Raw genomic sequence first — 22,281 nt, forward strand, 5'->3', positions numbered from 1 at the left:
GTGGGAGTCGGAGTGGGGGTGTTCTTCGGAGTGGGCGTCGGGGATGGCGTCGGCTTCGGGGTGGGCGATGCCGACCTGCTTACCGTAGCCGACGCCGAAGGGGACGGCCGGGTTGACTTCGGTCGCTCTCGGGACGGCGAGGCCGTGGGAGTCGCCGGCCTGGGAGGCCGCGCGGTGGGAGATTCGACCGTGGGGACGGCGGTGACCGAGCTCAGGTCACCCTCCGGACCCCTCGGCGCCTGCATCCCCCGTACCGCCAGGGCTCCGAGGCCGACGGCGGCCGCGCACCCCGCCGTGGCGAACACCACTGTCGTGGTCCGCCTGCGGCGGCGCCTGCTCGGGGCCGGACTCCGGGGCGCCGTCGCGGACACGGCCGCAGAGGCCGCCCGGGTGGCCGCCGGCGGCGTCGCGGGGGCGCTGATGGGGCCGTGGGTCGGGCCGTGGGCCGGGGCGCCGACCGCGAACCACGCGGGGTCGGTCAGCGTGCCGAGCATGACGGTGTGCGCGTCGGACAGGGACTCCCGGATCGTGACGGCCCGTTCGGCGAGTTCCCGCGTCCCGGCCGGTCGGGCTTCGGGATCTTTGGCCAGCATGGCCAGCACCAGCTCGCGCACCCGCGCGGGCACCGCGGCGGGCAGCGGCGGAGGCGGGTCGTACAGGTGGTGCAGCGCGATCGCGACCTGCGTTTCGCCACTGAAAGGAGGACGGCCGGCCAGGCACTCGTACGCCACGACACCGAGGGAGTAGACGTCGGTGGCCGGGGTCAGCGTGCTGCCGGACGCCTGCTCCGGGCTGACGTACTGCGCGGTGCCGAGAACGACGCCGCTCTGGGTCACCGGCGCGGCCTCCAGGGCGCGCGCGATGCCGAAGTCGGTGACCTTGACGACCCCGGTCTCGGTGACGAGCAGGTTGCCCGGTTTGATGTCGCGGTGGATGATCCCCGCCCGGTGCGCGGAGTGCAGGGCCTTGGCGACCTGCCCGATCACGTCGAGCGTGACCTCCGGGCTGAGCGAGCCGTTGCGCCGCAGGATGCCGGAGAGCGGCTCGCCCGACACGAGCTCCATGATGAGGTACGCGACGCCGTCGCTCTCGCCGTAGTCGAAGACCTGGGCGATCCCCGGGTCGGTCAGCCCCGCCGTGATCCGCGCCTCGTTCCGGAACCGCTCACGGAAGGAGGGGTCGGCCGCCACGTGCTGCCGCAGCAGCTTCACCGCGACCTCGCGGCCGAGGAGCTCGTCCGTGGCCTGCCACACCTCGCCCATGCCCCCCGCGGCGATGCGGGAGGTCAGCCGGTAACGGCCGCCGAGAACGGGGTTGCCGGATGTCACTGACCGAGCACCGCCTGCATGACGTCGTGCGCGATCGGGGCGGCGATGGCGCCGCCGGTGGCGTCGTTGCCCGCGCTGCCGGACTCGACGAAGACCGCGACGGCGACCTGCGGGTCCTCGGCGGGGGCGAAGGAGATGAACCACGCGTGGGACGGCTTGCCGGGGGCGGTCTCGGCGGTGCCGGTCTTACCGGCGACCGTGTGGTTCGGCAGGCCGGCGGCCTTGCCGGTGCCGTTCCGGACGACGTTGATCATCATCGTGGTGAGCTGGGCGGCGACCTCGGGCGTCACCGCCTCGCTCAGCTCATCGGGATCGGTGGTGTCGATCTCGCCGCCGTCCGGGCCGGTGATCTTGTTGACGAGGTACGGCTTCATGACCGTGCCGCGGTTCGCGATGCCGGCCGCGACCATCGCCATCTGCAGCGGGGTCATCTGGTTGCTGCGCTGCCCGATGGCGGTCATGGCGAGGGCGGCCTTGCCCTCGTCCGGGCCGATGTCGCTGCGTGTGACGCTCAGCGGGATGCTGAGCGAGCTGCCGATGCCGAACTTCTCGGCCTGCTCCTTCAGCTTGTCGTACCCCATGGCCATCGCGACGTCGGCGAACGGGGTGTTGCAGGAGATCGTGTACGCGGCCAGCAGCGTCGCCCGGCCGCCGCAGGACTCGCCGTGGTAGTTCGGCAACGAGATGTTCGTGCCGGGCAGCGGCAGCGCGTCCGGCGCGTTCACCATCGTGTTCACGTCGCGGGACTGGTCGTCCATCAGGAACGCCGCCGACGTGATCGTCTTGAACGTCGAGCCGGGGGCGTACGTGAGTCCGATCGCCCGGTTGAGCAGCGGCTTGTTCGCCTTGTCCGCGTCGAGCTTGTTGTACGCCTCATTGACCTTGCCCTTGTTGGCCACCGCCAGCGGGTTCGGGTCATAGGACGGCACGGAGACCAGCGTGAGGATCGCGCCCGTCTTCGGGGCGATGGCGACGACCGCGCCGCGCTTCCCGGTGCTCGCCAGGTCCTTGTACGCGATCTTCTGCGCCGCGGCGTTCAGCGTGAGGTCGACGTTGGCACCCTTGTGCGGCTTGCCGCTGATCAGGTCGATGGCGCGACGCACCACCAGGTCGGGGTGGCTGCCGTCGAGGTAGCGGCCCTCGGCACCCTCGATGCCCGACGCGCTCTCCGGGGCGAAGTAGCCGACGACGTGCGCGAACGGCTTGCCCTCGGGGTACTCCCGCTCGAACCGGAAGTCGGCGTCGCCGGTGTCCACGCTCTTGGCCAGGGTGACCTTGCCGTTGTCGGAGGTGATCCACCCCCGGTCCACGGAGTAGCGCGCGTAGAAGGATCGCTTGTTGCGCGGGTCGGTGCGCAGGTCCTCGGCCTTCACCGCGCCGAGGTAGTTCACGTTGACCATGAGTAGGGCGAACATCAGCAGGCAGGCGAGGGCGACCCGCTTGAGTGTGCCGTTCATCGCTGCATCACCTGGGTCAGTCCTTCGTCCTGGATCGCCTGGGGCGGCGGCTTGCGCGCCGCGTCTGACATGCGTACCAGCAGCGCGATAAGCATCCAGTTAGCGAGCAGGGCCGAGCCGCCCGCCGACATGAACGGGGTGACCAGGCCGGTCAGCGGGATCAGCCGGGTCACGCCGCCGACGATGATGAACACCTGCCAGGCCAGGATGAAGGAGAGGCCGCCCGCGAGCAGCTTGGAGAACGGGTCGCGGGCCGCGAGGGCGGTGCGCAGGCCCCGTTCGACGATCAGCGCGTACACCATGAGGAGGGCCATCAGGCCGGTGAGACCGAGCTCCTCGCCGGTGGCGGTGAAGATGAAGTCGGAGAACGACAGCGGGATCTCTTTCGGGTGTCCCTGGCCGAGTCCGGTGCCCAGGATGCCGCCGGAGCCGATCGCGAAGAGGCCCTGCATGAGCTGGTAGGTGCCGCCCAGCTCGCGGTCGTACAGCTCCTGCGAGCTGGCGTTCAGCCAGCCGTCGAAACGGGCCTCGACATGGCTGAAGATCTGTCCGGCCAGCACCGCGCCGCCCACGAAGAGCAGGATGCCGATGAGCACCCACGAGGTGCGCTGGGTCGCGATGTAGAGCATCGCGATGAACGCGCCGAACAGCAGCAGCGAGCTGCCGAGGTCCTTCTGCATGACGAGGACGCCCAGGCTGACGGCCCACGTGATGAGCACCGGGCCGAGGTCGCGGGCGCGCGGCAGATCGATGAAGAGCAGGCGGCGCCCGGCGAGAGCGAGCACGTCCCGCTTGGCGACGAGGTAGCCGGCGAAGAAGACGACGAGTGCGATCTTCGCGAACTCGGAAGGCTGGATGGAGAAGCCGCCGATGCCCACCCAGATGCGGGCGCCGTTGATCTCCTTGCCGATGAACGGCACCAGCGGGAGTAACAGCAGCGCGAGCCCCGCGAAGCCCGCGGTGTAGGTGAGGCGCTGCAAGGCGCGATGGTCCTTCAACACGATCAGGGTCGCGGAGAACATCACGACGCCGAGCGCCGTCCACATGAGCTGGGTGGCGGCCGAGGCGCCGCCCTGCCCGGTCTGCTCGATCCGGTAGATCATCACCAGGCCGAGCCCGTTGACCAGGGTCACCAGCGGAAGAATCAGCGGGTCGGCCCACGGCGCCCACTTGGCGAGCACGAGGTAGGCGGCGAGCATGAGCGCGCCCAGGCCGAGGCCGTAGGTCAGCATGCCCGCGGGGATCTTGCCGTCGATGCCGAGACCGACGCTCGCGTACGCGCCCATGACGATGACCACGGCGAAGGCGAGCATGGCGAGCTGCGCCCCCCGCCGCTTGGCGGTCATGGGGACGGGGGCGGCTTCCGCGGAACTCACTTACCGGATCCCGACGACGGGGACGGGGAAGCGGTCGCCTGTTGCGTGGAGCCGTCGTCGCTGAAGTTCTTTATGGTCTTTATCCCGGCCTGCAGGTCGTCGACCGGGATGCCACTGCGTATCTGGTCCTGCTGCACCGCACTGAGCGAGGACACCGGGGCGTCGTCGGTGTAGGCGACCTTCTTGAAGGAGACCGGGCCCAGCTCGGCGTCGACGCCGCGGAAGACCACGATCTGGTCTCCCTTGGCGCCGACGTAGTACTGATCCTGGGTCCACTCATAGCCGAAATAGCCGCCGAGCCCGAGCACGGCGGCGACGATCACGATCGACGTGACCCGAAAGGGCCAGGAGCGGCGTTTCTTGGCCCGCCGGCCGGAGGCCGGGGCCTCCGGCGCGGGTTGGTCGTCGAGGTCCTCGTCCACGATCACCGGTTGGGGCGCGGTCACCGTGGTCGCCCGTCCGGCCGGAGTGTCCGGCGGAGCGGATCGCAGTCTGCCCGAGCCCGCGGCCCCCACCACGGCCGCGGCGTAGACCGGCGGCTGGACGTCGTCCACCTCGATCACGTCGGCGACCACGCAGGTGATGTTGTCCGGCCCGCCGCCCCTGTTGGCCAGGTCGATGAGCTGCCGGACGACGTCCTCGGGATCGTCGATCGTGCTGAGCGTGTGGTGCAGGGTCTCGGCGCTGACGACCGCGGACAGGCCGTCCGAGCACAGCAGGTACCGGTCGCCCACCTGGGCCTCCCGGTCCTGCAGGTCGGGGTCGACCTCGCCGCTCCCGTCGAGCGCGCGGAGCAGGATCGAGCGTTGCGGATGGTTGGCGGCCTCTTCAAGAGTGATGCGGCCGTCGTCCACCAGCGACTGCACGAGAGTGTGGTCATGCGTGATCTGGTACAGCTCCTCGTTGCGCAGCAGGTACGCACGAGAGTCGCCCACATGGATCAGGGCGAACCTGGGGCCGTTCCAAAGCATCGCGGTCAGTGTGGTGCCCATGCCCTTGAGGCTCGGGTCCCGGGCCACCATCGCGTGGAGCTGATGGTTGGCCTCCCGGACCGCCGCCTCGATGTCGCTGAGCAGGTCACCCCCGAGGGCGTCCCTGGCATGATCGAGGGACGACATGGCGGCGATGGCGACCGAGCTGGCCACCTCGCCGTGTGCGTGCCCGCCCATGCCGTCGGCGACGGCCAGCAGGCGGCCGCTTGCGTACGCCGAGTCCTCGTTTCCTTCGCGGAGGAGGCCGACGTCCGAGCGGGCGGCGTAGCGGAGTGCGATTGTCATTTGCGCAATTCGATGACGGTTTTGCCGATGCGGATCGGAACTCCGAGAGGCACCGGGGTCGGTCGGGTCACTTTGGAGCGGTCGAGGTACGTGCCATTGGTTGAACCGAGGTCTTCCACGATCCACTGGCCGTCCTGCGGGAAGAGCCGGGCATGCCGGCTCGAAGCGTAGTCGTCGCTGAGTACCAGCGTGGCGTCAGTCGCCCGGCCGATGGTGATTGGCGTCTCCGTGAGGTTGATGACGGTCCCTTGCAGGGGGCCACCCGTGACGACCATCTGACGAGGTTCCCCCCTCTTGGGTTTAGACACTGGTTTCGCGGTTTTGGTTGGCTTCCGTGCGGGTGCGGCAGCCGTACGTGCACCGAACAAGTCTGTCCGGATCACGCCGACCGCGGCAATCACAAAGAACCACAGCAGCGCCAGGAAGGCGAGCCGGATCAGCAGCAGCGTGAGCTCGGACATGGACCGTCTGTCTACCCCTAATCGCGCCGGAACACCAGGGTCGTGCGCCCCAGTGTCACCCTCGTCCCGTCCTGCATCTCGATCCTGCGGATCGGCTGCCCGTTGACGAAGGTGCCGTTCGTGGACCCCAGGTCGACGAGGACGACCTGCTGCCCTTCTACACGTAGTTCGGCATGATGCCGTGATACGCCCGGATCGACCAGTCGAAGATCACAATCGGTGCCGCGGCCGAGCAGCGTCACCGGTGTGGTCAATTCGTAGGACCTCTGGCCCTGCGGGTCGTCCTGGGTCGAGACGAGCAGCCGTGGCCGGCCGCCGAACGCCCCGGGTCGCCCGGCGGGCAGATCGCTCACCGGTTGCCGGATCTCGTCCTGTTCCACCGTCGCGCCACGGATGACGCCCGACCGGATCCGGAACAGCCCGACCGCGAGGTCGTCGGCGGTCTCGAAACGCACCCGGACGGGTCCTACGAATGAGTACCCCTGCTCCTTGGCGTACTCCCTGGCGAGGTTGGCCAGTTCGTGGCTGATGCTGTCGGCGTACACCTCCAGCCGCTCGCTGTCGGTCGTCGACAACTCCACCACGAAGTCGTTCGGTACGAGCGTGCGACCCTGGGCGACGATCGCGGCCCGCTCGTCCATCTCTCGCTGGACGGCGCTGGCGACCTCGACCGGCTGAAGGTCAGACTTGAACGCCCGTGCAAAGGCCCCCTCAACCAAGCCTTCGAGCCTGCGCTCGAAGCGCTGAAGGACTCCCACCGGGTACCTCCCTTCCTCCATCGTCTAGAGGGATCGTATCCGGGTTCGTAAGTATCGGCGGTTACGTGCTAACCTTTCCAGGCGCCCAGCGATGGGGGCACCCGCAAGGGGCAAGTGGCGGAATGGCAGACGCGCACGGTTCAGGTCCGTGTGTCCGAAAGGACGTGGGGGTTCAACTCCCCCCTTGCCCACGAACGGTTGGGGTCGGCTGGTCGGAAGCAGAGCTTCCTTCCCATCCGGCCCCTTCGTTGTATCTACCGGGGGGACGACCCCCCGAACCCCCCGATGTGAGGGGCTGCGCCGACTGCGCCGCCCTTCGGTGACCGGGGCGGTGGAGAAGCGCTCGGTTCTGTGTGGCACGGAACGGCACCCCCTTCGGTCGGAGTACGGGTCAACGTAGCGGGTGGGCGGCCGTCGCAGAACCCGGAAACCGGAACGCGTGCCTTCCCGATCCCGGCCGGTGCCGGGCCCTCGGATTCTCCGGCTCATGACTTTCGATCCGCTTGCAGACAGATGATCAGCGTTCTTTGCTTTGTGTCTCATTATGTGACCATAACTGTCTTAGTTTGCGAGATGGTTCATATGCTGCCCTCATGAGGACTCCCAACCGCTGGATCATGCTGAGCCTCGGTGTCGCCGCCCAAGGCGCGGGCTGCGTGTTCATGTACGGCCTGCCGTTCCTCCTGCCCGCCTTCCAGGAGGAGAAGGGTCTGACCCTTCCTCAGGCCGGACTGCTCGTCGGCGCCCCGAGCGCGGGCATGCTCTTCACCCTGATCGCCTGGGGCTGGGTCGCCGACCGGTACGGCGAGCGGCTCGCGATGACCGCCGGTCTCGGGCTCGCGGCCGGATTCCTCGCCGCCGCCGCGTTCGCGGGGCACCCGGCCGTCCTCGCGGTGCTGCTGGCGCTCGCCGGCGCCTCGGGGGCGTCGGCGAACGCGGCCAGCGGCCGGGTGGTCCTCGGTTGGTTCCCCAAGGAGCGGCGCGGCGTCGCGATGGGCTGGCGGCAGACGGCCCAGCCCCTGGGCGTCGCCGTGGCCGGGATCGTCACCCCTGCCGTGGCGCATGTCACCGCCGCGCTGCTCGTCATGGCCGCGATCTGCCTGGCCACCGCGGCCACCGTGGGCCTGATGGTGGTGGACCCGCCCCGGCCGCCCGCCGCGCCGGGCACGCGGACCGCGTCGCCGTACGGCATGGCGGCTCTGTGGCGGGTGCACGGCGCCAGCATGTTGCTCGTCGTCCCGCAGTTCGTGACCGCGGGCTTCGCCGTCACCTATCTCGTGTCGGCACGGCACTGGGATCTCGGCACGGCCGCCCGGGTGGTGGCGATGGCCCAGTTCGCCGGGGCGGCGGGGAGGCTGCTGTGCGGCCGCTGGTCGGATCTGGCCGGCAGCCGGGTGGGACCGATGCGCCGGCTGGCTCTGGTCAACGGAGCGGTGATGATCCTTCTGGCGGTGGCCGCACAGGCCGGAAACGGCCTCAGCGCGCCTTTTCTGGTGGCCGCCCTGGTGATCTCGATGAGCGGCAACGGACTGGCCTTCACGGCCGTCTCAGAGCTCGCGGGCTCGTCCTGGGCGGGGCGGGCGCTGGGCGCGCAGAACACCGCGCAGAACGTTGTCGCGGCCGCGACCCCGGGCGTGATGGGACTGTTCATCTCCGGATCCGGGTTCGCGGCCGCCTTCGCCGTGGCGGGAGCGCTCGCGCTCGCCGCCGCCGCGGCGACTCCGTCAGGAGGCTAGGAGCTGGCCGATGAGGGCGGGCAGGCTGACCATGCCGACCACCATGCCGCTCGCGTCGGTGACCAGGCCGAGCTGGGCGTGGGCCTCCTGCAGCACGGCCACCGCGTCCGAGATGCTGGTGTCCGCGGCGAGCCGGGGAGCGGGCGTGGCCAGCTCCTCCGGGCGCCGTCCCGGCTGCATGAGCGTGTCCCGGACGTGCAGCACGCCCACGACGGACTCAGGGGAGACGACCAGCATCCGCAGGTCGCCGGTCGCCGCGGCGGTGTCCCGTACGACCTGGTCGTCGGCGCCGGCGGGGACCGTGGCGGCGTGCTCGATCGGCACCATGAGCCGCTCCACCGGTAGCAGGTGGACACGCAGCGCCCGGGTGAGCAGGTTGTGCTCGTCCCGGTCGAGCATGCCCATCCGCCCGGACTCGGCGACCAGCAGGGCGAGCTGGTGGGGCGTGCGGGTGGTGGCGAGCTCGTCCTTGGGGTGGACCTTGAACAGCCGCAGCAGCCCGTTCGTCATGCCGTTCAGCGCCGCGAGCACGGGCCGGACGAGCCGCGAGAAGCCGCGGAACGGCAGCGCGAGGCCCATCGCCGCCTTCTCGGGGTGGGTGAGCGCCCACGACTTGGGCGCCATCTCCCCCACGACCATGTGCAGGAAGGTCACCAGGGCGAGCGCGATCACGTACGCGACGGGCGTCCGCGCGGACTCCGGCAGCAGAACGAGGATCGGTTCGAGCAGGTGCTCGATGGCCGGTTCTGCGACCATGCCGAGCCCCAGGGAGCACAGCGTGATGCCGAGCTGCGCGCCCGCGAGCATCAGCGAGAGTTCGCGCGCGCCGCGGACGGCCGCCCGCGCGGTCAGCTTCGTGAACCGGCCGCCGGAGGCGGCGAGTTCTTCGAGCCGGTGCCGCTTGGCCGACACCAGGGCGAACTCGGCGGCGACGAAGAAGCCGTTGGCCACCAGCAGCACCACGCCGAGGAGGATGGCCGCTATCTCGTTCACGCGGACCGCTCTCCCTGGAACAGGGCCGAGAACAGGCCGGGGGCGTAGTCACCGGGGTGACGGTGGGCCGCCGTGTCGGTGGCCGGCTCCTCGTCCTCCGCGGGGGACGTCTCGTCGCGGAGCGAGAGCCGTACCCACCCGGGGACGCGGCGTTGCAGGGACAGCACGGTGAGCACGGCCAGCTTCTCGTCGGATTCGGTGAAGGGATCGGATTCCTGCTCGACGGGCACGGTGACCTCGTCGCCGGGCTCGGTCATCCGGCCCAGTGACGCGAGGACTAGGCCGGCCACGGTCTCGTAGTCCTCGCTCTCGGGGAGCCGGACGCCCGTGGCGCGCTCGACCTCGTCCAGCCTGAGCGTGGCGGGTACGTCCCAGGAGCCGTCGTCGTGAGGGACCACGCCGAGCGGTTCGGGGTCGTTCTCGTCGACCAGTTCGCCGACGAGTTCCTCGGCGAGGTCCTCGACGGTGACGATCCCGGCCAGTCCGCCGTACTCGTCGATGACGCACGCGAACGTGTCGTCAGACGCGCGCATCCGCTGGAGCACCGTGGGCAGCGGCAGCGTGGCGGGCACGAACACCGGCGCGCGCATGACGGCGGACAGCGGCTCGTTCTCGTGCGGTCCGTCCTTGAGGATCTCGCGCAGTCCGGTGACGCCCACGACGTCGTCGCCGTCGGTGCCGAGCACCGGATAGCGCGAGTGACCATGGTCGCGTACGGCGTCGAGCAGATCGCGGACGGTGCGGCCGGCACGGAGCGAGACCACGCGGGGACGGGGGACCATCACGTCCTCGGCCGTACGGTCGCCGAAGGAGAGCGCGCGTTCGAGCAGCTCGGCCAGCCGCGGGGGCAGCTCGCCCGCGGCGGCCGACTCGGCCACGATGCGGGACAGCTCCTCGGGCGTGGCGCCGTGCTCCAGCTCCTCCACGGGCTCGATCCCGGCGAGCCGGACCAGCCGGGTCGCCGCCGAGTCGAACAGGTGGATCAAAGGGCCGGCGACCTTCAGGTAGATCAGCGTCGATCGGGCCAGGAACTTCGCGACGGGCTCCGGCCGGGCGATGCCGAGGTTCTTGGGAGCGAGCTCGCCGAGGATCATCTGGACGATCGTGGCGATCGCGATGCCCAGTGCCACGGAGAGGCCGGGGACGACGCCGGCGGGGACGCCCAGGTCCCGCAGCGGGTCCCGGATGACGTCGGAGATGGCCGGCTCGGCGATGAAACCCACCAACAGGGTGGTGACGGTGATGCCGAGCTGGGCTCCGGAAAGCATGAACGACAGGCGCCCGGTGACTTCGAGCGCCCGCTCTGCGGCGGGATCACCCTTCTGTTCGCGGAGGACCGCCCGGTCCGCCGCGACGAACGCGAACTCCTGCGCGACGAAGTATCCGGTCGCGAGGGTGAGGACGAGTACGGCCAGAAGGCCGAGGGCGATGCTCATCGGGCGCCTGCCCGGGGGCGGTAAGATCCCGTGCCTGGGCACGGGCAGGTACTCCACGAGTCCGAAGCGGACACGACCGTCCTTTCAGGTAGGGGTCTACCACCGTAACGGCTGAATGTGCCGAAGTGTTTCCAGCAGTGCCTTTATTGAGGTCTTAGGGCACTTCTGGGTACGTTCCACAGGAAACCTTGATGTCACGCCTGCGCTCTCATGGGTTTACGGCATGGTTGACGGCAGGACGCTGAGCGGCAGGGGGAGAAGACGTGGCCGAGGACGACGACCCGACCCGGGCCATCCGCAAACCCGGAGTCGCACGCCCCCCGGTTCCCGGCATTCCACCCGCGCAGCATCCGGTGCCCCCTCTGCGAGGGTCCGAGCCGCCGCCCGCGCAGGACGCTCCGTCCTCGCGCCGCGGTTCCTCCAAGGTGTACGGCAAGCCGCGCTCGGGGCAGAGCCCCGTGCGTCCCCTGCCGGCCGATCGCACGGTCGCGGACCATTTCCCCCCGCGGAAGCCCAGGCGGATCGGCCGGACGATCATCAAGGTCGTCGCGGGTGTGCTGGTGGTCCTCATCATCGCCGCTATAGCCGGATATTTCTGGATCGGTTCCAAGCTGCAGCCGGTGGAGTCCCTGGCCGACTACTCCGGACGGCCCGAGGCCACACCCGGCCAGGACTGGCTCCTCGTCGGCTCCGACAGCCGGGAGGGCCTGTCGGCCGCCCAGCGCAAGAAGCTGGCCACCGGCAAGGCGGTCGGCAAGCGCACGGACACGATGATGCTGCTGCACATCCCCGACGGGGACGGGCGGCCCACCCTCGTCAGCCTCCCCCGCGACTCCTACGTCCCGATCGAGGGCCACGGGAGCAACAAGCTGAACGCCGCGTACGCCTTCGGAGGGCCCGAGCTGCTGGCCAAGACGGTCGAGCGGGTCACCGGCATCCGGATCGACCACTACATGGAGATCGGATTCGGGGGATTCGTCGGCATCGTCGACGCGATCGGCGGGGTCAACATCTGCGTGAAGCAGAACATCACGGACTCCAAGGCCGGCATCAACCTGAAGAAGGGCTGCCAGGACATGGACGGGGGCACCGCCCTGGGCTACGTCCGTACCCGGGCGACCGGCAACATCCCCGACTTCGAGCGGACCCAGCGGCAGCGCCAGTTCTTCTCGGCCGTGGTGCAGAAGGCGGCGAACCCCGGCACCCTGCTCAACCCGTTCACCTCGGTGCCCCTTGGCCTGAGCGCGGCGGAATCGGTGGCCGTCGATCCCGGGACCGGCCTGTACGACCTGCTGTCGGTCGGCCTCGCGATGAAGGACAGCCCGATCGCCACGGGCGTCCCGGTCAGCGGGTTCCCCACGATCGGCGGTCAGTCGGTCGTCAAGTGGGACTCCGCGAAGGCCAACCGCCTGTTCGAGGCGCTGGCCCAGGACAAGCCCGCTCCGAAGGACACCATCACCAAGTAGCCCGAGCGGCCGGAGCGGGCGCGCCGACCGCTCCGGGCGAGGCTCTCCGGGCCGTGCTCACCCGGTCGACGCGCTGGCGGCGACCGTCGCGGCGATGGTTCCCGCCAGAACGGCGGCGTGGATGGAGGCGATCGTCTTCTTCACCGCCGCGCCGGCCCACTCGCCCTCGGCGATCTCCTTGATCCGCTTCCCGGGGGCGTCGGGGAACGCCTTGCGATCGAGCTTCGACGCGTGCAGCACCGCGATGAGCACGGCCGTGCGCTCGTCGGGATCCTCGCCGCCGAGCACGCGCTCGACCCGCTGCCGGATCTCCAGCTCCGGGGCCGGGTCGTGCTCCGGGTAGCGGGTCGAGGGGAAGATACCGAGGATCCTGGTCCGCTCCTCGGACAGGACGCCGTGCTCGGCCAGGCGGGCCAGCAGGCGGCCGCGGAGCTTCCTGGAGTCGAGCTTGCCGACCCACCACTCCGGCTTGCGTTCCCTGGTGTCCCCGGCGATCCGGGCGAGGGCCGCGTCCAGCTCATCGTCACCGAGCGGGGTCGCGTCCTTCGCCACGACCTTCGTGCCGTCCAGATCGATGCGGCCGTTCACGGCGAGCTCGGCCAGGACGGCGCCCGCGACCGCGGCGTCCAGCTCGACCGAGCCGATCTGGGGCTTTCCGGTGTCCTCACGGTAGGCGAGAAGCAGGACCTCTTCGGCGATTGTCGTCGTCACGCCCTCGACCATACGGCGGCGCGGAATCCGGGAAGCGCGATGTCGGCCACAATGTCCCCTTATGGGGATTTCTCAGGAACTGCACGCCATCGGCCGTCCGCTGCTGGAGGCCCAGCTCGCGCATCCCACCGTGCGGGGCATCGCGCGAGGTGACCTGCCTGACGAGGTCTTCCGCTCGTGGCTGGAGCAGGACTACCTCTACCTGCTCGACTACGTCCGGGTTTTCTCCCGGCTGGCCTGGCAGGCGCCCGACGCCCACCTCGGAGTGCTGGTCGATCTCGCGTACTCGACCTGGCACGAGGAGCTGGACCTCCACCGGTCCCTCTCCGCGGACTTCGGCGCCGACCTGGGCGGCGCCGTGAAGGGGCCCGCCTGCGCCGCGTACACGGCGTTTCTGCTGGAGTCCGCCGCCGACTACGGAAACGGACTGGCGGCGCTGTATCCCTGCATGTGGGGCTACTCGACGCTCGGGCGGATCCTCGCGGAGAACCCGCCGGCCGAGCCGCGCTACAAGGCGTGGGTGGACACCTACGCCGACCCCGGATTCGCCGCGCTCTCCGACCGGATCGCCCAGATGATCGACGACGTACGGCCCGAGCGCGCGGAGGAGTTCTTCGTCGAGGGGATGCGGCACGAGCTGGCCTTCTGGGACGTGCCGTAGCGTTTGTCCACAGCCTGTGGACGAGCGGCCGGTAGTGTGAGGGCATGCCGGAGCTTCCCGAGGTGGAGGCGCTCGCCGAGTTCCTGGGCGAGCGCGCCGTGGGCCGCGTGATCGCGGCGGTCGACGTGGTCGCCTTCCAGGCGTTGAAGACCGTGGACCCGCCGGTCGGCGCGCTCGGCGGGCTGACCGTGACCGGCGTGGCCAGGCACGGCAAGTTCCTCGACCTCGACTGCGACGGTGTGCACCTCGTCACGCACCTCGCCCGCGGCGGATGGCTGCGCTGGCGGGAGGACCTCACGGGCGCGAAGCCGGTCCGCCCCGGCAAGAGCCCGCTCGCGGTGCGGGTGCGGCTCGCGCCGGACGGCGACGGCCGGGCCCCCGGCTTCGAGCTCACCGAGGCGGGCACGCAGAAGCGCCTCGCGGTGTACGTCGTTCGTGATCCGGCCGAGGTCCCCGGGATCGCGAGCCTGGGCCCCGATCCGCTGGCCGACGATTTCACCCCGGACGCGCTCAAGGCGATCGTGGCCGGCGGCCGCACTCAGATCAAGGGGCTGCTCCGGGACCAGAAGGTGATCGCGGGCATCGGCAACGCGTACTCCGACGAGGTGCTGCACGTCGCCCGCATGTCCCCGTTCAAGATCGCCGGAACGTTGACGGACGCCCAGATCGCCGAGCTGCACGAGGCGATCGTCACGACGCTCCGGGACGCCGTCGGGCGGGCTCGGGGGCTGGCCGCCAAGGACCTCAAGGCGGAGAAGAAGTCGGGCCTGCGCGTGCACGGCCGTACCGGCGAGACGTGCGAGGTCTGCGGCGACACGATCAGGGAGGTGTCGTTCGCCGACTCCTCCCTGCAGTACTGCCCCACCTGCCAGACCGGCGGCAAGCCGCTCGCCGACCGCCGCCTGTCCAAGCTGCTGAAATAGCGCGGAAAGCCGGGGAAGCCGGGGGTCGGATCAGGGATCTCCCTGATCCCCTCCGGAGCCGTTCCGCGCGAAGATGGGACGACCCCGCCCCGGCGCGCGGGAGCGGCACGGACCGACTGGGGAACGGCATGGCGAGCGCGAGTGTCATCGACGACTACGTGACGGGGCTCGCCCGTTCCCTGCGCGGTCCCTGGCGGGTCAAGCGGGACCTGATGGCCGAGGCGCGCGACGGCCTCGTGGACGCCACCGAGGCGCTGGAGGCCGACGGCCTGCCCCGATCCGAGGCCGAGCGGCTGGCGGTCGAGGAGTTCGGCGCGATCGGCGAGATCGCCCCCGCCTACCAGGAGGAGCTCGCCGTCGGACAGGGGCGCCGCACGGCGCTGCTGCTTTTCCTCAGCGTCCCCCTCACCACGCTGATGTGGAGCGTGATCTGGCAGAACTACCCGGCCGATCCGGCCGCGGCGATGGCGCAGTGGCCCGGCTGGTTCGGCCCCGTCTCGCGTGTGGTCGACTACTCCGGGATCGCCGTCGGGCTGCTCGGGGCGGTGGCGCTGGTCGTCGTCGGGCCGGCACGGCGCAGGGTGCGGCGTCCCTTGCTGGTCACCCGGGCGCTGGGCGTGCTCATCTGGGTCAAGGTGCCGGTGGTCGGCGTGCTGTCGTTCCTGCTGTCCTCGGCTTCCGCGATCGACGTCACGGTGTACGCGCCCGGTGTCGTCGCGACGCTGCTCACCGGCGCCGTCACCCTGTGGCAACTCCACAGCGGGACGCGGTGCCTGATGGCCAGTTCCCGCGTCTCCGGCTGATCGTGGGGACGGGCTGATCGCGGGGAACGGCGTTATTGGGTGCGCGGCTCCAGCACGCTGCCGATCGCGGCGGTGAACTCCCGCCAGGCCGACCGCTCGCCCGCGAGAGCCGTACGACCGGTCGGGGTGAGCCGGTAGGTGCGGCGCTTGCGCCCGCCGACGGTCGCCCACTCGCCGGCGAGATAGCCGGCCCGCTCCAGCCTCCTGAGGGCGGGATAGACCGTGCCGGTCGGCACGGCGAGCGCTCCACCGCTGCGTTCCTGGAGCGCCTCGATGATCGCGTAGCCGTGCAGGGGCTCGTGTTCCAGCACGGAGAGCAGCAGGGCGTCCATGTGTCCATGGAGCGCGTTGGTGTTCACGGCCTCACCCTAATCCCTGTGTCTTTCTTGCCATCCTACATGTAGGCTCTCTATATGTAGAGAGGCATAACAAGGGAGTTGGGACATGGACGTGCTCGATCTGGCGCGGGCGCAGTTCGCGGTGACGGGAAGCCTGCACTTCCTGTTCGTCGTGCTCACCCTCGGCCTGGCTCCCCTTGTCGCGATCATGCAGACCCGCCATGTCATCAGCGGGAAGCCGGTCTTCGAGCGGATGGCCCGGTTCTGGGGCCAGATCTACGTCATCAACTACGCGCTGGGCGTCTTCACCGGCCTGGTGATGGAGTTCCAGTTCGGACTGAGCTGGAGCGGGCTGTCGCGGTACGCGGGAGACGTCTTCGGCGCGCCGCTGGCGATCGAGACGATGGTGGCCTTCTTCCTGGAGTCCACCTTCCTCGGCCTGTGGATCTTCGGCTGGCACCGGCTGCCGCGATGGCTGCATTTGGCGTGCATCTGGCTGGTCGCGCTCACGGCGTACGCCTCCGCGTTCTGGATCCTCGTGGCGAACTCGTTCCTGCAGAACCCGGCGGCGGCCGAACTGCGCGGGGATCACCTCGTACTGACCGACTTCGGCGCCCTGTTGACCAACCCGGCGCTCGTCTTCGCGCTGCCCCACGTGCTCGGCGCGGGCCTGTTCGTCGGCAGCTTCGTCATCATCGGCGCGAGCGCCTACCACCTGTTCCGCCGTACGTCCGAGTGGGAGTTCTTCGTCCGATCGTTGCGCCTCGGCGTGGTGGGGGCGCTCATCGGCACCACGATCACCGTGGGCTTCGGCTACGCCCAGTTCGGCGCGGTCGGCCTGGTCCAGCCGGGCAAGTTCAACGGCGGCCCGGCCGTCGGTGCTCCGCTGGGCTTCATGATCCTCATCGGACAGCTCATCCAGTTCGCGGTGATGTTCGGCCTGACCCCGCTGCTGTTCCGCGACTGGCTGGCCCGCTGGCGGTGGACGCACCCGCTGCTGATGCTCATGACCCCGCTGCCGTTCATCGCGTCGATCCTCGGCTGGCTGGTCCGCGAGATCGGCCGCCAGCCCTGGATCGTGTACGGCAGGCTGACCGTGAAGGACGCCATGTCCCCCGGGCTCACCCCAGGCATGATCGTCGGCTCCTTCGTCGCCTTCATCGGTGTGCTCGGCCTGCTCGCCGTCGTGGACTACCTGCTCATCGCCCGCACCGTACGGCGCGGCCCGGCCGCCGCGACCCTCGGCGCCTCCGGGCGCCCGCCCGCGCCCGCACCGGCGCTGACCCTCTGATGCCGCCTCTCTGTGCCGCCCTCTAGTGCCGCCTCTCTAGGAGACGACGATGGACATCCTCTGGCTCGGCGTGTTCGCCCTGCTGCTGATCGGCTACTTCGCCCTGGAGGGCTTCGACATCGGACTCGGCATGCTGCTGCCCGTGCTCGGCCGTACCGGCGCGGAGCGGGACCGGCTGGTGGCGGGGATGGCGCCGTTCGTCCTGGCCGGCGAGGTGTGGCTGGTCGCGGTGGTGGGCGTGCTGTTCGGCGCGTTCCCCCACCTGGAGGGCGAGGTGCTGTTCACCCTCTATCCGCTGGTCGTCGGGCTGCTCGTGTCGTGGGTGCTCCGTGACGCCGGATTGTGGTTCCGGCGCAGGCAGGACGGCCGTGCCTGGCGGGCGTTCTGGGACGGCGTGCTCTGCGTCGGCTCGTTCGGCCTGGCCCTGACCTGGGGTCTGGCGCTGGCCGCCCTCGTCCAGGGCGGGCCGGTGCTCACCCCGCTCGGGGTGGGCTACGCGGCGCTGGTGGTCGGGGTGTTCGCCCTCCACGGCCGGAGGTTCGCGATCTGGCGGCTCGGCGGGCCCGGCCGTACCGGCAGGGCGCTGCTCGGCTCGGCGTGCCTGGCCGCCGTCCCGGTGGCGGTGCCACTGGCCGTCGCGACCCCGTGGCTGCTCGACCACGTGGCGCCTCCCGGCACCCTGGGCGTGCTCACCCTGGTGGTTCTGCCCTGCGTGCCCGTCATGGTGGTCGCGCAGGTGTGGGTGTGGCGCACCTTCGGCCGCGGCGCCGGAGTCGGCGCGGGGGCCGGAGCCCCGTCGTTCTTCTGACCTCTTCAGGCACCCTTTCGGAGTCTTCCGGATTTTGCCGGGAGCTCCCGGATGGCCGACCGTGCCCCCGCATGACCGGTGGCTGGGAAAATAGACGGTATGACGTTCCCTGAGATCGACGTGAAATCCCTGCCGGACGGGGCCTACCTTCTCGACGTCCGCGAGCCGGACGAATGGCAGGCCGGGCACGCGCCCGACGCGTGTCACATCCCCCTTGGCGAGCTGCAGAGCCGCGTCGGCGAGGTCCCCCTGGACCGGCCCGTCTACGTGGTCTGCCGGGTCGGCGGCCGCTCAGCCCACGCCGCCGCCTGGCTGAACCACATCGGGCGCGAGGCGATCAACGTGGACGGCGGCATGCAGTCCTGGGCCGCCGCCGGGCTGCCCATGGTGAGCGAGAGCGGCAGGCCGCCCTTCGTGGCGTGATCTCCGACGCGCGGTGTCTCATTGCCGCGCCTTCGGCACGGCGGGCTCGGGGCGCCCTTGAGGCGACTCGTGCCCTCCTCGCTCGGGGTCGCTCGTGTCTCGCTCTCCACTCGCTCGTCGGTTACTTCCCCGCCGCGCCCCTCTGTGTCTGATTGCCGCGCCTTCGGCACGGCGGGCTCGGGGCGCCCTTGAGGCGACTCGTGCCCTCCTCGCTCGGGGTCGCTCGTGTCTCGCTCTCCACTCGCTCGTCGGTTACTTCCCCGCCGCGCCCCTCTGTGTCTGATTGCCGCGCCTTCGGCACGGCGGGCTCGGGGCGCCCTTGAGGCGACTCGTGCCCTCCTCGCTCGGGGTCGCTCGTGCCTCGCTCTCCACTCGCTCGTCGGTTACTTCCCCGCCGCGCCCCTCGCTGTTGGACATTTCGCTCGGGAATGCCATAATCCGGGGCGATAACTCGATACCGCGGGAGCTCGGGCGTGACCGGGCTGAGAGGGCGGCTCCTCCACGAGGCGTGCCGCCGACCGCATGAACCTGTCCGGATAATGCCGGCGTAGGGAGCGTGCGATGGCGTCTGCCGTCTTCGATGCGGAAGCCCCCCTCACCCTGGAGGAGGAGGCCCCGAAGACCCTCGGGGTCCTCGACCAGGGAGCCTTCTGGGCCAATCTCGGTGTCAGCCTCCTCGGTTTCTCCGGGGCGCTGTTCCTCCTCGACCCGCTGGGCGGAAAGCCGCTGACCTTCACCGGGGCGATCGTCGCGGCCGTCGTCGGCAGCCTGATCGGGACCGCGATGGTCGGGCTCGCCGCCATCCCGGGAGCGCGTACCGGCCAGCCGGCGATGGTGCTGCTGAGAGGGCTGTTCGGGGCCAAACTGTCGTACGCGCCGACCGTGCTCAACATCGTCCAGTTGCTGGGATGGGGGGCGTTCGAGCTGTGGGTCGTCGCCACAGGCGCCCAGGCGATCTTCGGGTCCGCCGTGCCGTACGCGGTCTGGGTGATCGTGGCCGGGCTGCTGACCATCGCGTTGACGATCCGTCCGCTGGGCGCGCTCCGGCTGCTCAGGCGGTACGTCACGGTCGGCGTGATCATCTCGATGGTGTGGCTGTCGGTCGCGCTGTTCAGCCGGGGGCCGTCGCTGGGCGCCGGGTCGTGGGACTCCTTCGCGCCGGCCGTCGACTACGTGATCGCGCTGTCGGTGTCCTGGGTGCCCCTCGCGGCCGACTACGCGCGGCACTCGCGGTCGAGCGGGAGCGCCTTCGCGGGCGTCGTGGGCGGTTACACCGTCGCGCAGGTCGCGTGTCTGGCCCTCGGCATCGCGGCGCTCGCACTGGTCGGGAACGACGGTGACAAGGTCTGGGACCCGTTCGTCGCGGCGCCGCTGGGCGCCTTCTTCTTCGGCATCCTGGTGCTTCGCGAGGTCGACCAGTCGTTCGCCAACGTCTACTCGACGTCGATCTCGATCCAGAACTTCGCGCCGAGGGTGGACCGGCGGATCATCTCGGTGGTGATCGGCGTGCTCACCATCGCCATCGCGCTCTTCGCCGACGTGAACTCCTACGGCGCGTTCCTCAGCGTCATCGGCGCGGTGTTCGTCCCGATGTTCGCGGTCCTCGCGGTGGACTACTTCCTGCTCGGCGGCGCGGACAGATGGAACACGGCGGAGAACGCCCCGCTGCGCTGGCTGACGGTGCCGCCGTGGATCCTCGGTTTCGTCGCGTACTGGGTCGTCACGGTGACCCCGACGGTCGCGTGGTGGGACGACGTCTGGGCGAGGGTCCGCGACGTGATCGGGTTCGCGCACCAGCCCTGGATGAACGCCGCGCTGGCCGCGTTCCTGGTGTCGGCCCTGACGATGCTCGTCGCCGGTCAGCTGGCCCGCCTGTCCGGAGCCCGGGCCGTACGGCGTGGCAGGTGAGCGCCGCCGGGGCTCCGGGCGCGTGACGCCCGGAGCCCCGGCCCGACCGACTAGGTCATGCGTCTAGTCACCGAACTCGTTCTGCACTCCGGGCGGAGTGAGCGCGGAGAGGTAGTGGTGCGGCAGATGATCGTCGATGGAGTACACCGCGGGGAGTGATCGGGCCACGGGGATCATGCGGGCGACGAAGGCCGGTGCGGAGATGGGCATGCCCAGCAGGTGCGGCACCTGTCCGGCCGGGTGACCGCCGGTCCTCCACTCACCCGTGTGACCTCCCGCGTGGGATTCCGAACGGCCCAGCACGTCGGCGACGACGTTGCGGATGTGTGGAATCTCATAGCGGTACTCCCGGCCGAAGTGCCGGAAGGGGCCCGATGTCGAGGGTGGGAGGTGCGGGACGACATCCCGGTCGTAGATGTACCGGATGACGTTGTCGTGGAGGAACTCGTCCCGCTCGCACGCCTCGGCGAACCTCGGGTCCCCGATCATGGGCTGCCCGTATGTGTAGACGGCCTTCAGGCGGTCGCCGAGTGCCTCGCGGTACTTCCGCTCGTGCCGGATCATCACGCCCATGAGCGCGGCCATCGCGCCGCCGTGGCCGTGTCCGGTGATGTAGAGCGCCTCAAGCCGGCCGTCGACGCGCCCGAGGTCGAGGCCGGGAGAGCCGTTCGGCAGCGATGTGCGGACCGAGTGGCGGTCAGAGGCGTGCCGGAGCGCGTTCATGACCTCGTACCTGGTCGCCCGTACGTTGCGGTAGATGCCCGCGTGCACCGTGGCCGACGGATGGCAGGCCCGGTACGCGATCCGCTCGGGCTCGCGGTCGGCGTCGCCGAGCCGGTGGGCGGCGTCGTGCGGCTCCGCGCCCCGGTAACAGAGGATTCCGACTCTTCCGCTCTTGCTCTGTATCAGGAATGCGGTGGAATGAATCATCATCGCGTCGACGGATGTCTGGATCATGCGGCATTGATTGTCCTGGAGACCCATTCTCGCCATGATCATCGAGACCGTTTCCGGTCCCGAATAGGCGTAGGCGGCGCAGGCCGCCATGACGTGCGCGATTTCCGGGTCCGGATGTGCGACGGCGTCGAGTAGCCGTTGTTCCAGGTCCTTGTATACGGGGAATCCGGCGGTTTCCCTGGGCCCGTACGGGCGGAGTTCCTCGTAGGTCGGTGCCTTCGCGTCGCGGGTCCAGAGGCCGCCGATTTCGAGCGTGTCCCGTAGCCGCATCTCCCATTCGAGGGAGCGGAACTCGCCCGGTGTCCTGGTCGCTGATGTTACTTTCGACGTGCTTGCCTGCTCGGTGGTGGAGGGAACAGACTTGTCCGCCTGGCGGGTATTCCGCGCGGTGTCCACATTCGCCATGCCGTACACCTTCCGGTCATGAGATCAGGCGGTGATGACGACCATTCCCGGGGCCATCAAAAACCGGGGCGGCTTGTGCCGTCCCGCGTCGAGCGCCCCGTGGGTCCCGCCTGTCCGTCACAATTTCCATGACAAAGTGGAACAAATCCCCTAGGCACGCAAAGTCATTTCCAGGGTCAGCCGAGAGCACCTTCGAGCCGGAGCAGATTCTCCTTGGCCACCGGCCCTCCGGCGTACCCGCCGAGCGCGCCCGGCGCCTCCACCGCGCGGTGGCAGGGGACGAAAAGGCACACCGGATTGGCGGCGAGGGCGTTGGCGATGGCGCGGAGCGCCTGCGGTCGCCCGATCCGCTCAGCGATGTCGTGATAAGTCGTGACCTGTCCGTACGGCACGGCGGCCGTCATCTGCACGACGGTCCGTGTGAACGCGGAGACGAGCTGGAAGTCGACGGCCGACGAGAAGGTCCGCAACCGCCCGTCGAAGTACGCGTCGAGCTCCCGGCGCACCGGGTCGAGGCGGCGCGGATCGGGTCCGATGAAGGAGCTGATGTCCCGGTGGATGCGGGCGAAGACCGCGTGCTCGTCCTCGTAGCTGCACGCCACCACGCCGCGCGCGGTGGCGGCGAGCACGAGGCGGCCCACCGGGCTGTCCACGGTGCCGAAGGCGACCTCGGGCGGGGACTCTCCAACGTATCCCCGGGCGGTCACCCGCAGCAGGGCTTCGAGGTCCCCTGTGGACATGCGCCCCACTTCCTCTCAGTGCCTG

The 22,281-nt window shown here is 70.0% G+C and carries 21 protein-coding genes, 1 tRNA gene and 1 riboswitch; of the genes, 10 read left to right on the top strand and 12 right to left on the bottom strand.

Annotation, left to right across the window (positions count from 1 at the left end):
* The 6 genes from IMZ11_RS32830 to IMZ11_RS32855 form a co-directional block, all read right to left on the bottom strand.
* Positions 1–1,328 (bottom strand): serine/threonine-protein kinase (locus IMZ11_RS32830; RefSeq protein ID WP_228646297.1); only part of this gene is annotated, 1,328 nt, incomplete at its 3' end.
* On the bottom strand, positions 1,325–2,785 hold the full coding sequence (locus tag IMZ11_RS32835; RefSeq protein WP_228646298.1) for a penicillin-binding protein 2: 1,461 nt from the start codon (positions 2,783–2,785) through the stop codon (positions 1,325–1,327). The genes IMZ11_RS32830 and IMZ11_RS32835, both read right to left, overlap by 4 nt.
* Positions 2,782–4,131 (bottom strand): FtsW/RodA/SpoVE family cell cycle protein, encoded by a 1,350-nt coding sequence (locus IMZ11_RS32840; protein WP_228646334.1) that lies wholly within the window; start codon positions 4,129–4,131, stop codon positions 2,782–2,784. The genes IMZ11_RS32835 and IMZ11_RS32840 overlap by 4 nt, the downstream gene beginning before the upstream one ends.
* 26 nt (positions 4,132–4,157) lie before the next feature.
* Entirely contained in the window at positions 4,158–5,438 is a 1,281-nt protein-coding gene (locus tag IMZ11_RS32845; RefSeq protein ID WP_228646299.1) for a Stp1/IreP family PP2C-type Ser/Thr phosphatase, read from the bottom strand.
* Entirely contained in the window at positions 5,435–5,899 is a 465-nt protein-coding gene (locus tag IMZ11_RS32850) for an FHA domain-containing protein (protein ID WP_061255933.1), read from the bottom strand. The genes IMZ11_RS32845 and IMZ11_RS32850 overlap by 4 nt, the downstream gene beginning before the upstream one ends.
* Before the next feature lie 17 nt (positions 5,900–5,916).
* Positions 5,917–6,657 (bottom strand): DUF3662 and FHA domain-containing protein, encoded by a 741-nt coding sequence (locus tag IMZ11_RS32855; RefSeq protein ID WP_061255931.1) that lies wholly within the window; start codon positions 6,655–6,657, stop codon positions 5,917–5,919.
* A gap of 108 nt (positions 6,658–6,765) precedes the next feature.
* Here IMZ11_RS32855 and IMZ11_RS32860 point away from each other — a divergent pair.
* Both IMZ11_RS32860 and IMZ11_RS32865 read left to right on the top strand, forming a co-directional pair.
* Positions 6,766–6,848: transfer RNA gene (locus tag IMZ11_RS32860), tRNA-Leu, on the top strand.
* 402 nt (positions 6,849–7,250) lie between these two features.
* Positions 7,251–8,393 (top strand): MFS transporter, encoded by a 1,143-nt coding sequence (locus tag IMZ11_RS32865; RefSeq protein ID WP_228646300.1) that lies wholly within the window; start codon positions 7,251–7,253, stop codon positions 8,391–8,393.
* On the opposite strand, the gene IMZ11_RS32870 is transcribed toward IMZ11_RS32865, so the two are convergent.
* Positions 8,382–9,386, bottom strand: a complete 1,005-nt coding sequence (locus tag IMZ11_RS32870; protein WP_061255928.1) for a hemolysin family protein — start codon at positions 9,384–9,386, stop codon at positions 8,382–8,384. The two genes, IMZ11_RS32865 and IMZ11_RS32870, sit on opposite strands and share 12 nt — an antisense overlap.
* A complete protein-coding gene (locus tag IMZ11_RS32875; protein WP_228646301.1) occupies positions 9,383–10,822 on the bottom strand; it encodes a hemolysin family protein in 1,440 nt (479 codons plus the stop codon). The genes IMZ11_RS32870 and IMZ11_RS32875 overlap by 4 nt, the downstream gene beginning before the upstream one ends.
* A 263-nt stretch (positions 10,823–11,085) precedes the next feature.
* On the opposite strand from IMZ11_RS32875, the gene IMZ11_RS32880 reads away from it, so the two are divergent.
* Positions 11,086–12,288 (top strand): LCP family protein, encoded by a 1,203-nt coding sequence (locus IMZ11_RS32880; RefSeq protein ID WP_228646302.1) that lies wholly within the window; start codon positions 11,086–11,088, stop codon positions 12,286–12,288.
* A 57-nt stretch (positions 12,289–12,345) separates the two neighbouring features.
* On the opposite strand, the gene IMZ11_RS32885 is transcribed toward IMZ11_RS32880, so the two are convergent.
* Positions 12,346–12,999: a GPP34 family phosphoprotein gene (locus tag IMZ11_RS32885; RefSeq protein WP_228646303.1), complete on the bottom strand. Its 654-nt coding sequence runs from the start codon at positions 12,997–12,999 to the stop codon at positions 12,346–12,348.
* A 61-nt stretch (positions 13,000–13,060) separates the two neighbouring features.
* Between IMZ11_RS32885 and IMZ11_RS32890 the strand changes: the two genes are divergently transcribed.
* The 3 genes from IMZ11_RS32890 to IMZ11_RS32900 all read left to right on the top strand — a co-directional run bounded on the left by IMZ11_RS32890 (position 13,061) and on the right by IMZ11_RS32900 (position 15,386).
* Positions 13,061–13,660: a TenA family protein gene (locus IMZ11_RS32890; protein WP_228646304.1), complete on the top strand. Its 600-nt coding sequence runs from the start codon at positions 13,061–13,063 to the stop codon at positions 13,658–13,660.
* Between the two features lie 44 nt (positions 13,661–13,704).
* Positions 13,705–14,583, top strand: a complete 879-nt coding sequence (locus IMZ11_RS32895) for an Fpg/Nei family DNA glycosylase (protein WP_228646305.1) — start codon at positions 13,705–13,707, stop codon at positions 14,581–14,583.
* A gap of 128 nt (positions 14,584–14,711) precedes the next feature.
* The gene (locus IMZ11_RS32900) at positions 14,712–15,386 is read left to right on the top strand and encodes a permease prefix domain 1-containing protein (protein ID WP_228646306.1); all 675 of its coding nucleotides are present in this window, start codon (positions 14,712–14,714) and stop codon (positions 15,384–15,386) included.
* 32 nt (positions 15,387–15,418) lie between these two features.
* Here the strand turns inward: IMZ11_RS32900 and IMZ11_RS32905 are convergent, their stop codons facing one another.
* Positions 15,419–15,745, bottom strand: coding sequence for a helix-turn-helix transcriptional regulator (locus IMZ11_RS32905; protein WP_228646307.1), 327 nt, complete (start codon positions 15,743–15,745; stop codon positions 15,419–15,421).
* 85 nt (positions 15,746–15,830) lie between these two features.
* Here IMZ11_RS32905 and IMZ11_RS32910 point away from each other — a divergent pair, with 85 nt between their 5' ends.
* From IMZ11_RS32910 to IMZ11_RS32925, 4 genes are all read left to right on the top strand, one after another.
* Positions 15,831–17,015, top strand: a complete 1,185-nt coding sequence (locus tag IMZ11_RS32910) for a cytochrome ubiquinol oxidase subunit I (protein ID WP_228646308.1) — start codon at positions 15,831–15,833, stop codon at positions 17,013–17,015.
* A 49-nt stretch (positions 17,016–17,064) separates the two neighbouring features.
* Positions 17,065–17,823, top strand: a complete 759-nt coding sequence (locus IMZ11_RS32915) for a cytochrome d ubiquinol oxidase subunit II (RefSeq protein WP_228646309.1) — start codon at positions 17,065–17,067, stop codon at positions 17,821–17,823.
* Between the two features lie 99 nt (positions 17,824–17,922).
* Positions 17,923–18,246, top strand: coding sequence for a rhodanese-like domain-containing protein (locus IMZ11_RS32920; RefSeq protein ID WP_061255914.1), 324 nt, complete (start codon positions 17,923–17,925; stop codon positions 18,244–18,246).
* Between the two features lie 449 nt (positions 18,247–18,695).
* A riboswitch (TPP riboswitch) is annotated at positions 18,696–18,818 on the top strand.
* Positions 18,808–20,154, top strand: coding sequence for a cytosine permease (locus IMZ11_RS32925; RefSeq protein ID WP_228646310.1), 1,347 nt, complete (start codon positions 18,808–18,810; stop codon positions 20,152–20,154). (Overlaps the previous riboswitch by 11 nt.)
* 63 nt (positions 20,155–20,217) lie before the next feature.
* Here the strand turns inward: IMZ11_RS32925 and IMZ11_RS32930 are convergent, their stop codons facing one another.
* Positions 20,218–21,516 (bottom strand): lipase family protein, encoded by a 1,299-nt coding sequence (locus IMZ11_RS32930; RefSeq protein WP_228646311.1) that lies wholly within the window; start codon positions 21,514–21,516, stop codon positions 20,218–20,220.
* Positions 21,517–21,692: 176 nt separating this feature from the next.
* Positions 21,693–22,256 (bottom strand): methylated-DNA--[protein]-cysteine S-methyltransferase, encoded by a 564-nt coding sequence (locus tag IMZ11_RS32935; RefSeq protein ID WP_061255907.1) that lies wholly within the window; start codon positions 22,254–22,256, stop codon positions 21,693–21,695.
* Positions 22,257–22,281: the final 25 nt, after the last annotated feature.

Source organism: Microtetraspora sp. AC03309, assembly GCF_020826795.1.
GTDB lineage: Bacteria > Actinomycetota > Actinomycetes > Streptosporangiales > Streptosporangiaceae > Microtetraspora > Microtetraspora glauca.

Excerpts from the sequence above, each read along its gene's own strand:
- IMZ11_RS32835 (WP_228646298.1), bottom strand. The coding sequence starts at position 2,785 with ATGAACGGCACACTCAAGCGGGTCGCCCTCGCCTGCCTGCTGATGTTC.
- IMZ11_RS32840 (WP_228646334.1), bottom strand. The coding sequence starts at position 4,131 with ATGACCGCCAAGCGGCGGGGGGCGCAGCTCGCCATGCTCGCCTTCGCC.
- IMZ11_RS32845 (WP_228646299.1), bottom strand. The coding sequence starts at position 5,438 with ATGACAATCGCACTCCGCTACGCCGCCCGCTCGGACGTCGGCCTCCTC.
- IMZ11_RS32850 (WP_061255933.1), bottom strand. The coding sequence starts at position 5,899 with ATGTCCGAGCTCACGCTGCTGCTGATCCGGCTCGCCTTCCTGGCGCTG.
- IMZ11_RS32865 (WP_228646300.1), top strand. The coding sequence starts at position 7,251 with ATGAGGACTCCCAACCGCTGGATCATGCTGAGCCTCGGTGTCGCCGCC.
- IMZ11_RS32875 (WP_228646301.1), bottom strand. The coding sequence starts at position 10,822 with ATGAGCATCGCCCTCGGCCTTCTGGCCGTACTCGTCCTCACCCTCGCG.
- IMZ11_RS32890 (WP_228646304.1), top strand. The coding sequence starts at position 13,061 with ATGGGGATTTCTCAGGAACTGCACGCCATCGGCCGTCCGCTGCTGGAG.
- IMZ11_RS32895 (WP_228646305.1), top strand. The coding sequence starts at position 13,705 with ATGCCGGAGCTTCCCGAGGTGGAGGCGCTCGCCGAGTTCCTGGGCGAG.
- IMZ11_RS32900 (WP_228646306.1), top strand. The coding sequence starts at position 14,712 with ATGGCGAGCGCGAGTGTCATCGACGACTACGTGACGGGGCTCGCCCGT.
- IMZ11_RS32910 (WP_228646308.1), top strand. The coding sequence starts at position 15,831 with ATGGACGTGCTCGATCTGGCGCGGGCGCAGTTCGCGGTGACGGGAAGC.
- IMZ11_RS32915 (WP_228646309.1), top strand. The coding sequence starts at position 17,065 with ATGGACATCCTCTGGCTCGGCGTGTTCGCCCTGCTGCTGATCGGCTAC.
- IMZ11_RS32920 (WP_061255914.1), top strand. The coding sequence starts at position 17,923 with ATGACGTTCCCTGAGATCGACGTGAAATCCCTGCCGGACGGGGCCTAC.
- IMZ11_RS32925 (WP_228646310.1), top strand. The coding sequence starts at position 18,808 with ATGGCGTCTGCCGTCTTCGATGCGGAAGCCCCCCTCACCCTGGAGGAG.
- IMZ11_RS32930 (WP_228646311.1), bottom strand. The coding sequence starts at position 21,516 with ATGGCGAATGTGGACACCGCGCGGAATACCCGCCAGGCGGACAAGTCT.
- IMZ11_RS32935 (WP_061255907.1), bottom strand. The coding sequence starts at position 22,256 with ATGTCCACAGGGGACCTCGAAGCCCTGCTGCGGGTGACCGCCCGGGGA.